This window comes from Paenibacillus sp. YAF4_2 (assembly GCF_052113225.1).
Taxonomy (GTDB): domain Bacteria; phylum Bacillota; class Bacilli; order Paenibacillales; family Paenibacillaceae; genus Pristimantibacillus.
Genome location: NZ_JBFRCT010000016.1, coordinates 1 through 15,104 on the forward strand (window position 1 = coordinate 1; position 15,104 = coordinate 15,104).

Consider the following 15,104-nt stretch of genomic DNA (forward strand, 5'->3'; position numbering starts at 1 on the left):
GTCCTGTCCTGAGCCAGGATCAAACTCTCCATGAAATGGTTCTGTTTGACTTGCTCAAACTTGTTTTTATCGCTTTTTCCGTTATTTCTAACGGGGCAGTTTTGCTCGTTGTTCAGTTTTCAAAGAACAATTTTCTTTCGTTTGTCGACCGTTTGTTTCAGCGGCGACTTAGATAATATATCACGCCCGCCTAGTCGATTGCAAGCATTTTTTTAAAACTATTTTTAAATTGATTTTCTAGTGCTTTATGCTCCTCGGAATACCCACCACTTGCTGCCCGCAAAGTTAAGGATAACCGTTACTCCAGTAGCTAACAGCTTCCCTAATAATGGCCCTATCTTCATCACTTCGGTAAACTCATATAGGAGCAGCATTGATACTCCGAGAACGGCAGCATTCAGAATAATGAAACGAACTGCCCTGCGCCGATCAAAATTTGATTCACTGGCTCGACTCTTATCCCCCTTAAAGGTGAGCAGGGAGTTAAGTGTATAGCTGTTCACCATGCCAGCAGTGTAGGAGATGGCTTGTGCGGGAAGGACATAAAGTCCCGCCCACACCAGTAGGCTGTACACAATGAAGTCCACAAGCGTATTTAACAATCCTATTATATTGAATACGACGAATTGCTTTACAGCACCAACTCGGTTTTTCCTAACTTCAGTCTGCTGCTCTAATCCCTCAATGGACATACTCACGTTCCTTCTCTTTCAGCTTGTCCTCCTGCTCCTTGTCCTCGGTGAATCCGCGTGCTTCCCTTACAATATATAAGGGGCGATTCTTGGATTCGTCATAGATACGACCGATGTACTCCCCAATTAAACCAAGAAGCATAAGAATGATCCCATTAAACAGCAGATTAATGGCTACGATTGTTGTCCATCCCGGTTGAGTAGTTGAAGTAAACAGACGCTGGCACAGGACGACCAGCAAATACACAAAACTCGAAGCTGAAAGAGCAAAGCCGATATAGGTTGCAATTTTGAGCGGCTTATAAGAGAAGGAAGTGATGCCGTCCAAGGCAAAGCTAATCATTTTCTTAAGCGGGTATTTCGTTTCCCCTGCAAAACGCTCCTCGCGGACATATTCCACCATCGTCTGCCGGAAGCCGACCCAGCTCACCAGACCACGCACGAAACGATTCTTCTCCTTAAGGCCGCGCAGTACATCGCATACTTTACGGTCTATTAACCGGAAATCTCCCGTATCCATCGGAATATCGAAGTTCGTCATACTTCTCATTGTACGATAGAAGAGCATCGCCGTTATTTTCTTGAAGGCACTTTCGCCTTTGCGCTTCAGCCGTTTGCCATAAACAACCTCATATCCTTCCTTCCACTTCTCGATCATCTCGAGCATAACTTCCGGAGGATCCTGCAGATCGGCATCAATAATAATAATGGCTTCACCCTGCGCGTAGTCCATACCGGCGGTAATAGCTATCTGATGGCCAAAGTTACGTGAGAAGTTGATCAGCTTTACATGGTTGTCCTCTTGGCAGATCGCCTCGACGATCTCAACCGTTTGGTCCCGGCTGCCGTCGTTAACAAATACGAGCTCATAAGGTTCACCATACCCGTCCATCACTTCTTTGAGCTTGGCGTACGTATGGCGAATCACTTCCTGTTCGTTATACATCGGCACGATAATGCTGTATTTTGCCTTCATGCTCGTATACCCCTTCCGAAATCATTAGCTGTAAAAGACCCATGAATCAAAATGCCGCAGTGCGATCATGACGTAATCCTTACTTACTTCCATACCAGAGATAACTGGATAATACATAACAAACAGGACGACTGCTATACCAGCGTACAGCCAGCGAATCCACTTTCTTTTCTCCCGCCCGTCCTCGAAGCGTGTAAAGATATAGACAATGGCAAGGATCATGAACGGTACCATCGCAAAATAATGATATAAGAATGTTAATCGCGGAACGAGCATCCATGGCAGATACTGCGATAAATAAGCAATCCATAGAACGTACATCCGTTTGTCCTTACGCTTAATACTTATATAAAATGCCGCAATAACCGCGAAAATCCCTGTCCACCATATGAGTGGGTTGCCAAACGCCGAGATGGAAGAGACATCTCCTGCATGATCAAGATTTTTACCGTTGTAATACCAAACCGGACGCTTCATAAACGGCCATTCCCACCACTGAGAGGAGTATGGATGAGTAGCGACAAGTTTGCTGTGATAATCATACATGTGTTTCTGGTATTCAACCAATCGCTCTGCCGTATACGTATCCCCTTTGACATCAAGGACCGGAATGTAGGACAAGCAGTATATGATGAGCGGTATAACGACGAAAAAGACAACACAGCTTGCAAGTGTCAACACGGTATTACGTACAAAATTGCGGACCGCATGCTGGTATTCACCGTCCTCCCGTGTAGAGGCTCCCTCTTCTCTACCTCTAAGGATGCGCCTTGCTGCTGCATACTCTCTGTATCGTTCAATAAGGACAAGAGCCAGCATAACCGCAAGTCCGGCCCCGCCATAAATGACAATCCATTTGGATGCTACCCCGATCCCAAACAGCAAGCCTGCCCAGAATAAAGGTACAAGTGTCTTCCGAAGCGGTGATCGGTAAAAGCTCATTTCTCTGTATTTATTCATGAAGTAGAACATCAGCATGATGAAAAAGACACCATAGACATCAATCGTAGCGATACGTGTTTGCGTAAAGTGCATAAAATCTGCTGCGAACAGAATCGTTGCTGTCGCTGCATACCCGGTCCTGCGGAATAGCTGCAGAGCAAAGAGATAAATGATTGGCAGCATCCCAATACCAAACAGGGTACCAACGATCCGCCAGCCAAATGGGCTAAGCCCAAACAGCTTAATACCAACTGCAATTAACAGCTTTCCAAGCGGCGGATGTGTATTTTCATAAGCTTTTATTCCGTGAAGATTCTCATAGGCCGTGCGCGCATGATAGATCTCATCAAAATAAGAGCTGTTCATATAAGTGGACTTATAAACAGCGTTCGCTTGCTCATCGAATAGCCGACTGCCTTGCAGAGCTTTATCCGCTTGATCAGCACCGTCTACATCAACAATCTGCTGAATAGGAAGCGGCTGATCACTGCCGTCTGAATAGAAAGCTGCCTCTTGCATCGTAAAGCCCCACTTGGTAACCGTCAGCTTCGCATACCTGACAGTCTGATTGATCGGGTTAACCGTCCATTTCAGGTTATCGCCGACCTTTTGCTCGATTTCGATCGGGTTACTCCATTGATCCGGTGTACTGCTGCTAAACTCCCATTTGTACTTGCCAACGCCAACTCCGTTAAAGCTGTTCACTTGGCTGATTTGTACCGGCTTCCCGAAATCCACATAAAAGCTTTGGCCATCGCGGTCTGCCTTCCAGCCGCTGTCGAAACTAACGGTTGAGCCTAAGTTGGACAACGCAATTACCGCATAGATGACCGTAATGATGGACATCCATAGCCAGTCCTTACGATGAAGCCTGCGCTTAGGGGGCTCACTCTCAGCCCGCACACCTTGCAGCAAATGCTCTTCTGAACGCTCGAGCTCTGCCTTCGTTATGACGGGAACCGTAAGCTGCCGCCCCTTAATATATCTATCATAGCCGATATAAAGCATGTATATATACAAACCAACGTTGCAAAGTGAAGTTACAATGAGAATGCCGTCTGAGGAAGGCAAGAAGGCATTCGCCTGGCTGAATGCCAGAACGTAACCAACATTAATGAAATGGGTGACGCTAAAGCCAAACAGCAAATGCAGAATTCTGCGGTCTTTTGCCTCGATATAAGCAAAGATCATTAGAAGAAGAGCAGGAAACATATAGCGCTCATGCATCTTGGCAGCAAACATAAAGACGGTAACGATCAGGATCATCGCCATATAGAAGGAACCCGACAAGTCCTTCTGCTGCTTGCGAGCTGCAAAAAAGAGAATGGACGCAACTGTTGCAAAAGCAATCCCGATATTGCCCCATGTTGCGTACTCCAGTCCAAGCCACTGCTGATCCAGCTTCGCCCAGTTCCCTCCGGTTAACGCGTATAGATTAAATGCGTTAAGTGTGGCATAGGGGTAAGAAGATAACGTCGACTTATACAACTTGTAGAGAGCATGTAGTCCACCATTATTCCATATAAATGGTGCGGCGAGCAGGAGAAAGGCAACCGCCCCATATCCGATGCCAGCAGCAACACGCTTCCACTCTTTAAGGTTATATCCATAAGCAAGCAGCATGACGGGAGAAAAAATAAGCGCTTGCGGCTTCACAAGAACAGCGAGAGCAAACCAGATCGAGCCGCGTTCCAGCTTGCCGTTTGTAATGGCACGAATCGCAAGCACTAAGATCAGAGCGAAGAAGGAATCGACCTGTCCCCATCCAGCCGAGTTAATCCAGACGGCAGGGTTCCAGATGTAGAGCATCGCCAGCCCAAATGCTGCCCGATGATCAAGTTTTTTCTGTGCAGTTCGGTATATCAGATAACCTGAGATGAGATCGGCTGCAATAGCCGGCAGCTTATAGAGTAACAAAGCTGCATCGCTGGCGGAATCTATCCCCACCCATGATTGTATGGCTCCAAGTACATACAGCACATAGATATAACCCGGAGGGTAATCGGCAAACAGCCCTTCCTGATAGAAGTGACTTATCCCATCTGTGTAGGCATGATTCGCCCAAAATATAAACGTATTTATATCATTCGTATAGCCAGGGTTTGAAACCGCAATATAAAACCGGAAGGCAAATGCAGCAAGAAGTGCAATTCGCAAGCCATTCATGGATGGCTTGCTCCCAGGTGCAGCAAACTTCCCACCGGAGGAGAATTCCCGAGCACGCAGCCACCTGCTGTACAAGTATGCAAACAACGCACCAAATAACGCGGATACGGCTAACACCGGAAACGCAGATATTTTCTTCGGATCCACGGTCTTCTCTTGTGGTGCTGCTGAAGCAGACTGAACCGGCTCCATGGAGATGATCGGTGAGAAGGCCTCTGTAGCAATATTGCCTAATCCGTTTGTGCTGCTTCCCTCAACAGCAGCAGCAGCATAGCCGGTTATCGCAGGTAAAAGTCCAATGACGAGTACAATTAACAAACCTATAACAGCACGTAGCTTCCACATTTTCCGCGATTCACCTCGAACGATAAGTTTCGAACAAGTATCCTTTTTCCTGTAAAATACATTCTCACTTTCCATATCAAATGTCAATGTGTACAGCTATCGTGATAAAACTACTATCGGTCTCTTCGAAGATAAGCGACCCTATGGTAATGAAAAAGCACCGCCCGGACCAGTTCGTCCAAGCGGTGCTGTTGTCTGCTTAATCTTAATTCTTAAACTTATTCGCCTTGTCGCTGCTCGCGCATATGCGGGAACAACAGTACATCGCGGATCGAAGGCGCATCTGTGAGCAGCATAACGAGGCGGTCAACACCAATGCCAAGTCCGCCTGTAGGCGGCATGCCGTACTCGAGGGCGCGGATGAAGTCATCATCCATCTCATGCGCTTCGTCATTGCCTTGTTCCTTCTCTACTAGTTGGGCTTCAAAGCGTTGGCGCTGGTCGATTGGATCATTCAGCTCCGTAAAGGCGTTCGCATGCTCACGTGCAACGATAAACAACTCGAAGCGGTCTGTGAAGCGCGGATCAATTGGGTTCTTCTTCGCCAGCGGCGAGATGGCAACCGGATGGCCTGTAACGAACGTCGGCTGGATAAGCGTATGCTCACAATGCGTCTCGAAGAAGGAATTCAGAATGTGGCCAAACGTCATATGAGGCTCAACCGGTACTTTATGCTCTTTCGCAAGCGCATGAGCTTCTTCGTCGGTCATCTCGACACTGAAGTCGACACCTGTTACTTCCTTAACCAGATCCACCATCGACACGCGGCGCCACTCTGGCGTCAGATCAATCTCTTGTCCTTGGTAAGTGATCTTCATTGTACCAAGCACTTCTTGTGCAATGTGTGCAATCAAGTTCTCGGTCAGCGACATGATGTCTTTGTAGTCAGCATAAGCCTCGTACAGCTCGATCATCGTAAATTCTGGATTGTGGCGAGTCGAAATACCCTCGTTCCGATATACGCGGCCGATCTCGTATACTTTCTCCAGACCACCAACAATCAGACGTTTCAAGTGAAGCTCAATCGCGATACGCATATAGAGCTGCATATCAAGCGCATTATGATGGGTAATAAATGGACGTGCCGCAGCTCCGCCTGCAATGGAATGCAGAGTTGGCGTCTCAACTTCGAGATAGCCCTTGGAGTCAAGGTAACGGCGCATCGATTGGATAATTCGGGAACGTGCGATGAAGGTTTGCTGAACATCCGGGTTCACGATCAGATCAACATAACGCTGACGGTAGCGCAGCTCTACGTCTTTCAGGCCATGGTATTTATCAGGCAGCGGAAGAAGCGACTTCGTCAGTACTTCCACTTCATGTGCTTTAACTGAAACTTCGCCCGTATTCGTCTTGAACACAACGCCGTTGATGCCAACGATATCACCGATATCCAGCATTTCAAAAGCAGCGTATTTGTTCGCTTCAACGGTATCTTTGCGGACGTAAATTTGGATTTTGCCAGAAAGGTCCTGGATATGAGCAAACGACGCTTTACCCATGCCGCGTTTTTGCATAATACGGCCAGCAATGCTTACCTTAATCGCTTTCTCTTCCAGCTCTTCTTTGCTTAACGCTTCATAAGCGGCAATAATATCCTTCGCATTATGCGTACGCTCAAATTTACCGCCGAATGGGTCGACGCCAAGTGCTCTCAGCTCGTCCAATTTATCTCTGCGGATTTGCAGAAGTTCGCTTAGTTCTTGCTCTTGTTCCACTCCCGTGTTTTGCTGATCCACTTCATTCATCTCCTAAATTAAAGGCACTGCTCAAGCGTAAACGGCTGCACCTTCTTTGGAAGGGCAGCAGACGTTTAGCGAGTGAAATATAAGCAAAGTATAGAGAAGCTTATACTTTCTTATATTTAACGTTCAAAAAGCTTCCACTAAGGAAGCTTTCCGAAAATATACGCAAGTAGCAGTGCAAACCTTATTTTTTGATATCGACGATTTTATATTGAATAATGCCGGCAGGAACGCTTACGTCCACGACTGTACCCTTTTTCTTGCCCAAAATCGCTTTGCCTACCGGGCTCTCATTCGAAATCTTGTTTCGAAGAGGATCGGATTCAGCTGAACCTACGATTGCATATTCCATTGTATCACCGAATTCCAAATCTTCCACCGTTACAACCGATCCAATACTTACCGTATCTGTAGCAATCTCATCATTATTAATAATCCGCGCATTGCGGAGCATTTTCTCAAGGGTGATGACACGGCCTTCAATAAAAGCCTGCTCATTCTTCGCGTCCTCATATTCCGAGTTCTCGCTGATATCTCCATAACCGATCGCAATTTTGATACGTTCCGCTACTTCACGACGCTTGACCGACTTGAGGTTTTCCAGTTCCTCTTCAAGTTTCTTTAACCCGTCCTGAGTCAGAATGATTTCCTTATCGCCCATCTTCCGATTCTCCTGTCGTGTGACATATTATTCATACAGTTGTATGAATTTCACTGTTAATTAATATATTGCATTCCCCGTTCCTCATGCCAAGTTGCGGGGCAGTCAGCGCGGAAACGACGATGTCGTTGATGTATATTGCAAGATTATATTTCAAAGATACCCTGAATGTCAATCAAAGCCAAATATGCCGCTGTAACCGCTTTACAATAGATTAGATTGAGAGGACCAACGGCTTAGGGGCCGATGATCCTCTCTCCTTCTTAATGAGCGGTTTGGGAACCGCCGCCAATAGAGGTCAACTCTTCTTCATCCAAAGAAGAAATGTATTGATCCAGTATTTCGACAAGCTTGTCGCGGCCTGTTTCTTCCATAATGACATCCTTCACGCGAGCTGCGCCAGGAAGTCCTTTCAAGTACCAAGCCAGATGCTTACGCATCTCACGCACCGCAGTTGCTTCGCCCTTGAGCGCGACAAGACGGTCCATATGAAGGATGGCAACTTCCATCTTCTCACGAGGAAGCGGATCCGGCATCAGTTCGCCTGTCGATAAGTACTGAATAGTACGGTACAGCATCCACGGGTTGCCAAGCGCGCCACGGCCAATCATAACACCGTCGCAGCCAGTATGTTCAAGCAGGCGGCGGGCATCTTCCGGCGAGAAAACATCACCGTTACCAATAACGGGAATGGATACCGCTTGCTTCACATCACGAATAATGTCCCAATTCGCCTTACCCGTGTATTGCTGCTCACGAGTACGTCCATGCACGCTGACAGCTTTGCCGCCTGCGCTTTCGACAGCTTTCGCGTTATCGACAGCAAAGATATGCTCATCATCCCAGCCGATCCGCATTTTAACCGTAACCGGCTTGCTGACAGCAGCGGTAACAGCCGAGACCATTTCATATATTTTATTCGGATCAAGCAGCCAGCGGGCGCCTGCATCACATTTTGTCACTTTAGGTACCGGACAGCCCATATTAATATCAATAATATCGGCATTGGTCTGCTGGTCGACAACTTTCGCAGCCTCCACGAGCGACTCACGGTCGCCGCCGAAAATTTGCAGACTAAGCGGCTTCTCCCGCTCATCTACGAAGAGCATTTCCATCGTACGCTTGTTGCCATGCAGAATCGCCTTATCACTGACCATCTCTGCGCATACAAGACCGGTTCCGAACTCTTTGGCAATGAGACGGAAAGCCGGGTTGCATACGCCAGCCATCGGTGCTAGCACGACGTTATTTTTCATCTCAATATCTCCGATTTTCAACATGCTGTTTCTGTATCCTCCTTCTCTGAGTGATGAAGTCTAGTTCGTCATATGTAAGGTACGTTATGATTCCGTATCCATTAATTCTTCATAGCTGATGCCTAGCGTATTCGCTATATTCGTCAGAAGCCGTGCATCAGGCTTACGTGTTCCCCGCTCCAGCGATCCAAGAACCGCTACAGATACGCCTAATACCTTCGCCAGCTCCTGCTGGGTGTAGCCCTTCAGCTTCCGAAACGCTCGGACTCGCTGAGCCAATTGGTGATTTTCCATAACTTGATGCCTTCCTTTCCATCCTGAAGCGCCGCTGCCGCAGAGACCGAAACAAGGTCCTGCAGAGGATGCGAAGAATCGATGACATCCCTAAGTGGTACAAGCACAAATGCCCGCTCCATCATACGGGGGTGAGGCAGCGTCAGCTCCTCATCATCCATCGTTACATCTCCATATAACAGCAGATCTAGATCTATGGTGCGAGGTCCCCAGCGAATATCTCTGATACGGCCAAGAAGCTGTTCTGCATCAAATAAGGCATGAAGCAGCTCATTCGGCGAAAGAGAAGTCTTAACAGACACCGCCATATTAAGAAAAGCAGGCTGATCCGTGTAGCCGACAGGGTCTGTCTCGTAAATACCCGATACTTTTACAATCTGAACGCCAGACTGCTGCTTAAGACGTTCTACCGCCTGCCTAAGCAGTTCCTCGCGATCACCAAGATTGGAGCCTAGTGCAATATACGCTTGAGCAATCGTGTTAGGCACGGACAACACGTCCATTCCCATCCCGCTTACGCCGGAGCTCAATTGTAACTCCTTCGAAATGAATCTCAAACGGCGGATTTGGCTTTGTTACGCGAACCGTCACTTCATTTATCATAGTATAAGCTTCCAAAACCCGCGTTGCAATGCCGCCAGCTAAAGCTTCAATTAATTTATAAGGCTTTCCCTGCACGACGGATTTGACCTGCTCGTACAGCTCAGCGTAGTTTATGGTTGCTTCCAAGTCATCCGTTGCCGCCGCTTTCTCCAGGTCGAGCTTTAGGTCAAGGTCGACGATAAAATTCTGTCCAAGCCGATTTTCTTCAGGAAAAACACCGTGATAGCCGTAAAATTGTATGCCCTTCATTATCATGCTGTCCATTGCCTTCCGATTCCTCGCTTTCTATTAGAGCTGCGGCCGAGTATCGCCACCGCTGTCAGCGCATTTATTTGCGGTACATGATGGCGTCAGTCATCATCGCCGTCCGCTTATTGGCACGTACATCATGTACGCGCACGATTTGGCAGCCTTGTGCAATACCAAGCGCCGTCGTCGCCGCGGTACCTTCAGCCAGATCATCAACCGGCAGGCCCAGCGTCTGCCGGATGAATCGTTTGCGCGAGGTACCCAGTAGCACCGGGTACCCAAGCTCTGTTAGTTCCGACAACCGGCCCATAAATTCGAGGTTGTCGTCATGATCTTTGGCGAAGCCAAGACCCGGGTCGAGCCAAATCTGGCTTGATTCAACGCCAGCTTGAAGCGCTATAGCCACGCTCGCCTGCAGGTCGGCGAGCACATCCGGGACAAGATCACTGTAGTCCCGGGCTGGACGGTTATGGCTGATAATGACGGGACAGCCATACTCGGCCGCAACGGCCGCCATAAAGGGGTCATACTTCAGACCCCAGATGTCGTTAATAATATGCGCGCCCGCTTCAAGCGCCAGGCGCGCGGTCTCTGCCTTGTACGTGTCGATTGAGATCGGCACGTGAGGTGCCGCTTCGCGTACGGCCCGAATTACGGGCAGCAGGCGGCGAAGCTCCTCCTCAACGCTGACCTGCTCAAAGCCGGGACGCGTCGATTCGGCACCGATGTCGATAATATCGACGCCCTCCTCTACCATAGCGGCTGCACGCTCAGCCGCAGCCTCCGCATGATTGTACCGCCCACCATCCGAAAAGGAATCCGGCGTGGCATTCAAGATCCCCATAATGAGTGTGCGTTTCCCAAGCTCCAGCTTGATGCCGCCGTCTAACTCATAGCTTCTATTCCAAAAAGTTGGCTTATAGCCTTGTTGTCCCCATTCGCTCATCGTTGTTGTGCCTCCGTATCTTCACGATAAGCAAGCAGCAGCTCACGCAGCACTGGTCCAGCTGATCCGTTACCAACTATGACGCTGCTGCCTGCCTCATCGGTTAACCGCGTAACCGGTACGAGCTCCTGAATGGAAGTTGTCAACCAGACTTCCTCCGCAGCTAGAAGTTCATCATACAAATAGTGTCCTTCCCGAACGGTATAGCCCCGCTCGCGTGCGAGCTCTATTACCCGCTGCCTCGTAATACCTGGCAAAATGCCAATATCCGTGGAAGGGGTATAAATAATGTCCGACTGCACAAAAAACAGATTGCTAACGATACCTTCCGCGAGCAAGCCCTCATGACTTACCATAAGTCCTTCTGCTGAAGCGGAGGCACCACTTGCCAGCAATTCCCGCTTTGCAATTATATTGTTCATATAATGGAGTGATTTTAAACGAAAGGCCCCTTCCGGGGTATTCCTTACTGTCCTTAGCAGACGTAATTCCTTACCTTCGTCATACAACCGCTCATTATGAGGTGGAAGTGCCTTAACAAGCATAAGCTCTGTCGGCTGCTCATAATCATTGCTTGGAAGACCAAGCTCGCCAATGCCAGCCGTAATGGTGAGGCGGATATATCCCTCATTGAGCCCATTTGCTTCCAATAGAGTTGTAATCATCGCCTGCAGCGCATTGACATCCGGATTATACCGGATACCGATGGCCTCACAGCCCGCCTTAAGCCGTTTCATATGCTGCTTCAGCAAATACGGCCTGCCACCGTAGGTCCGGAACGTCTCAAATAACCCCATACCGTACAAAAAGCCGTGATCATAAATCGAGATCACAGCTTCACCAGATTCCATTACCGTTCCGTTCAGCGCGATCTTCATCGCGTCGCGCCCGTCCGGCGTTTCAAGAAATTGCGCAGCATTGCATGTCCATGCTGCGTGATGATTGATTCAGGATGGAACTGTACGCCTTCAATCGGATATTCTTTATGGCGCAGTCCCATAATTTCGCCTTCCGCCGTTTCCGCACTAATCTCGAGACAATCCGGAAGCGTCTCACGCTTCACAATCAAAGAGTGGTAACGAGTAGCCGTATAAGGGGATGGGATTCCTTCAAAAATCGTCTTACCGTCATGCAAAATTTCAGACGTTTTGCCGTGCATCAATTTCTCCGCGCGCACAACATCGCCGCCAAATGCTTGTCCGATTGACTGATGGCCAAGGCATACGCCAAAGATCGGAATAATACCTTTGAAATGCTCAATGACCGACAGGCTGATGCCTGCTTCATTCGGAGAGCAAGGTCCAGGCGAGATCAGGATATGGTCGGGCTTCAGTGCTTCAATACCAGCGAGATCAATCTCGTCATTCCGCTTTACGACAACCTCTTCACCTAGTTCACCTAAATACTGCACCAAGTTGTACGTAAACGAATCATAATTATCAATTACTAGAATCATCGCTCCTGCTCCCCCTTTGTGTATCGCCTTGCACTATGTCCGGCTTGTCCGCTCTGCAAATCGTTCACTATACTGAATCGCCTTCCATAATGCCTTCGCTTTATTTAACGATTCGTAATACTCCCGCTCCGGATCGGAATCAATGACGATTCCTGCTCCCGCCTGAATATGTACGATACCGTCTTTCACCGCCATCGTTCTTATAATTATATTAAATTCCATATCGCCATTATAGTCAATCCATCCAAGCGATCCCGTATAAGGTCCCCGCCGGACCGGCTCAAGCTCTTCAATGATTTCCATAGTACGGATTTTTGGTGCGCCAGTGATCGTTCCTCCCGGGAATGTCGCCGCGATGACATCAAAGGCATCCTTTCCTTCCGCCAAACGCCCCTCCACCTGTGACACCAAGTGCATAACATGGGAGTAATATTCGATAACCATCAGCTCTTCGACTTTAACCGTACCAAATTCCGATATACGCCCAAGGTCGTTACGCTCAAGATCGACGAGCATGATATGCTCTGCCCGCTCCTTCTCGCTTGTACGGAGCTCCTCCGCCATCAACCGGTCTTCTGTCTCCGATCTGCCGCGGCGGCGTGTGCCTGCAATCGGTCGTGATGCCAGCTTATTGCCATTCTGCTCGACTAAGAGCTCAGGAGATGCTGAGACAAGCTGAAAGTCCGGGCAGCGCAGGAAACCCATATAAGGCGACGGATTAAAAATACGAAGCCACTCGTACAACTCCTCTGGTGAGGCAGTGACTTCCCGGCTCTGCCTCTGAGACAAATTCACCTGGAATACATCACCTTGGCTGATATACTGCTGAATACGCTGCACAGCATCCATAAAAGCTTCTTTACGGAATGGTGAAGTGATGCCCTCTACCGACTCCACATCGATATGCAGGCTGTCGCCTTCCAGGAACCGTCTCCGCTCCTCGCGAATAGATGCAGCCTCGCCATCCTGCCGCTGAATGTGCTCCTGCCAGAATGCCTCCATCTCATCAGCTTGTGCTGTTGCCTTCTCATAGCAGGCTTTGAGCTGCTCATCATTTTCTTCTCCATTAACAGCCGTATGGACAGCGCAGTACAGCATCTTCTCCTGCTGATCCACAATCCAGATCCTGTTCATGCGCAGGAACAAATAATCCGGAAGTCCTGTATCATCCGCCGAAAGCTCTGGCAGACGTTCAATCGAACGGACCACATCGTAGCTCCAATAGCCTACGCACCCCCCCGTCCATTTAGGCCCATCCGCAAGCTTTGGAGATCGATAAGGCTCCATCCAGCGGCGCATAATCTCAAGGGGCTTTCCTTCCCAGCTTTGTTCCGCCAGAACATGATCTTGCAGATCCCGCTCTTCCGATTGTGCATGCAGCCCTTTCCCGCGAATAATGCCTTCCGGGCGCAGCCCCAAATAAGTGTAACGTCCGTCCTTGCCGCTTTCCAGAACAAAAGCATGTGGAGAAGCCGCGCGCCATGCCGACTCCCATGAGTCGACCGTGACCGATCCAAGCGGAATACGCTTTAACAACGGCAGGGTCGTATATTTTCGTTCCGCCTGCCATAAGGCCCATTGCCGGGGTGCGGTGAACATATTCATTTCCTCCGATCAGGTATGATTTGCTAAGTATACAAAAAGCCCCCGTAAACGTCAAAAAGCCCCCATTCCAAGGAATGGGGGCTCATATAGGTCTAAATTAGTTCTCGAAGTTAAACAATGGCGTGGACAGGTAACGTTCACCGTTCGAAGGAACAATTGCGATAACACGTTTGCCTTTGCCCAGTTCTTTCGCTACTTTGAGGGCAGCGAAGATCGCAGCACCGGAAGAAATACCACACAAGATACCTTCTTCTTTCGCAGCGCGACGAGCATATTCGAATGCTTCTTCATTCTCAACTGTAATAACGCCGTCATAAATCTCACGGTTCAGGATATCTGGTACAAAGTTAGCACCAATACCTTGAATTTTGTGAGGTCCAGGGTTGCCGCCCGAAAGGATCGGGGAAGCAGCTGGCTCAACTGCATAGATCTTAATGCCTTTAAAGTTCTCTTTCAATACTTCGCCTGTACCTGAAATTGTACCGCCAGTACCGATACCCGCAATAAATGCATCCAACTTACCGTCGAGGGAGTTGATCGCTTCAACGATTTCCGGACCTGTTGTTTCGCGGTGAACTTTTACGTTCGCTTGGTTCTTGAATTGTTGCGGAATGAAATACGAAGGGTTCTCTTTCGCCAGCTCTTCTGCTTTGCGAACAGCACCGTTCATTCCTTCGGAGCCCGGAGTCAGAACAAGCTCTGCACCGTAAGCACGAAGCAGGTTGCGACGCTCAATGCTCATTGTCTCAGGCATAACTAGAATCGCTTTGTAGCCTTTAGCTGCTGCTACCATTGCAAGACCGATACCCGTGTTACCGCTGGTAGGCTCAACGATTGTATCGCCTGGTTTCAGACGGCCTTCTTGCTCAGCAACTTCGATCATGCTGATTGCAATACGGTCTTTAACGCTTGCACCTGGGTTTTGGTATTCAAGCTTTACATAAATTTCGGCGCTATCTTCTGGCACAAGACGGTTCAAACGGACAAGTGGTGTGTCACCAATGAGTTCAGTTACGCTGTTTACAATTCTAGCCATGAGAATAATTGCCTCCTTATTCCGACTAATTTAGTTGGTTTTTTCCTAATATCATATTATCAATCTCTTATATCCGTTGTCAATAGTTTCTTTCTTGCATTTACAATAAAAGGGAGAAACCGCTCGGGGGCG

14 protein-coding genes are annotated in these 15,104 nt (G+C 48.5%); all 14 read right to left on the reverse strand.

Annotated features, from left to right (window positions below):
• Positions 1-245: 245 nt before the first annotated feature.
• Entirely contained in the window at positions 246-692 is a 447-nt protein-coding gene (locus tag AB4Y93_RS26980; RefSeq protein WP_441896702.1) for a GtrA family protein, read from the reverse strand.
• The gene (locus AB4Y93_RS26985; RefSeq protein WP_441896704.1) at positions 682-1,668 is read right to left on the reverse strand and encodes a glycosyltransferase family 2 protein; all 987 of its coding nucleotides are present in this window, start codon (positions 1,666-1,668) and stop codon (positions 682-684) included. Before AB4Y93_RS26985 ends, AB4Y93_RS26980 begins: the two co-directional genes overlap by 11 nt.
• A 24-nt stretch (positions 1,669-1,692) precedes the next feature.
• Positions 1,693-5,121, reverse strand: coding sequence for a phospholipid carrier-dependent glycosyltransferase (locus tag AB4Y93_RS26990; RefSeq protein WP_441896706.1), 3,429 nt, complete (start codon positions 5,119-5,121; stop codon positions 1,693-1,695).
• Positions 5,122-5,339: 218 nt separating this feature from the next.
• Positions 5,340-6,869 carry a lysine--tRNA ligase gene (gene lysS, locus AB4Y93_RS26995; RefSeq protein ID WP_441896708.1) on the reverse strand — a complete coding sequence of 510 codons (1,530 nt, stop codon included), beginning with the start codon at positions 6,867-6,869 and terminating at the stop codon, positions 5,340-5,342.
• A gap of 181 nt (positions 6,870-7,050) precedes the next feature.
• Entirely contained in the window at positions 7,051-7,527 is a 477-nt protein-coding gene (greA, locus tag AB4Y93_RS27000; protein WP_441896710.1) for a transcription elongation factor GreA, read from the reverse strand.
• Positions 7,528-7,790: 263 nt separating this feature from the next.
• Positions 7,791-8,807, reverse strand: coding sequence for a tRNA dihydrouridine synthase DusB (gene dusB / locus AB4Y93_RS27005; protein WP_441896712.1), 1,017 nt, complete (start codon positions 8,805-8,807; stop codon positions 7,791-7,793).
• Positions 8,808-8,867: 60 nt separating this feature from the next.
• Complete coding sequence (locus AB4Y93_RS27010) at positions 8,868-9,077, reverse strand: helix-turn-helix domain-containing protein (RefSeq protein ID WP_441896714.1); 210 nt, start codon at positions 9,075-9,077, stop codon at positions 8,868-8,870.
• Positions 9,029-9,580 carry a 2-amino-4-hydroxy-6-hydroxymethyldihydropteridine diphosphokinase gene (gene folK, locus AB4Y93_RS27015; protein WP_441896820.1) on the reverse strand — a complete coding sequence of 184 codons (552 nt, stop codon included), beginning with the start codon at positions 9,578-9,580 and terminating at the stop codon, positions 9,029-9,031. Before folK ends, AB4Y93_RS27010 begins: the two co-directional genes overlap by 49 nt.
• A complete protein-coding gene (folB, locus tag AB4Y93_RS27020) occupies positions 9,558-9,944 on the reverse strand; it encodes a dihydroneopterin aldolase (protein ID WP_441896716.1) in 387 nt (128 codons plus the stop codon). The genes folK and folB overlap by 23 nt, the downstream gene beginning before the upstream one ends.
• 64 nt (positions 9,945-10,008) lie before the next feature.
• Positions 10,009-10,875, reverse strand: coding sequence for a dihydropteroate synthase (gene folP / locus AB4Y93_RS27025; RefSeq protein WP_441896718.1), 867 nt, complete (start codon positions 10,873-10,875; stop codon positions 10,009-10,011).
• On the reverse strand, positions 10,872-11,753 hold the full coding sequence (pabC, locus tag AB4Y93_RS27030) for an aminodeoxychorismate lyase (RefSeq protein WP_441896720.1): 882 nt from the start codon (positions 11,751-11,753) through the stop codon (positions 10,872-10,874). The genes folP and pabC overlap by 4 nt, the downstream gene beginning before the upstream one ends.
• Positions 11,750-12,331: an aminodeoxychorismate/anthranilate synthase component II gene (gene pabA / locus AB4Y93_RS27035; RefSeq protein ID WP_441896722.1), complete on the reverse strand. Its 582-nt coding sequence runs from the start codon at positions 12,329-12,331 to the stop codon at positions 11,750-11,752. Before pabA ends, pabC begins: the two co-directional genes overlap by 4 nt.
• Positions 12,332-12,364: 33 nt before the next feature.
• A complete protein-coding gene (locus AB4Y93_RS27040) occupies positions 12,365-13,930 on the reverse strand; it encodes an anthranilate synthase component I family protein (RefSeq protein WP_441896724.1) in 1,566 nt (521 codons plus the stop codon).
• Between the two features lie 103 nt (positions 13,931-14,033).
• On the reverse strand, positions 14,034-14,972 hold the full coding sequence (gene cysK, locus AB4Y93_RS27045) for a cysteine synthase A (RefSeq protein WP_441896726.1): 939 nt from the start codon (positions 14,970-14,972) through the stop codon (positions 14,034-14,036).
• Between the last annotated feature and the right edge of the window lie 132 nt (positions 14,973-15,104).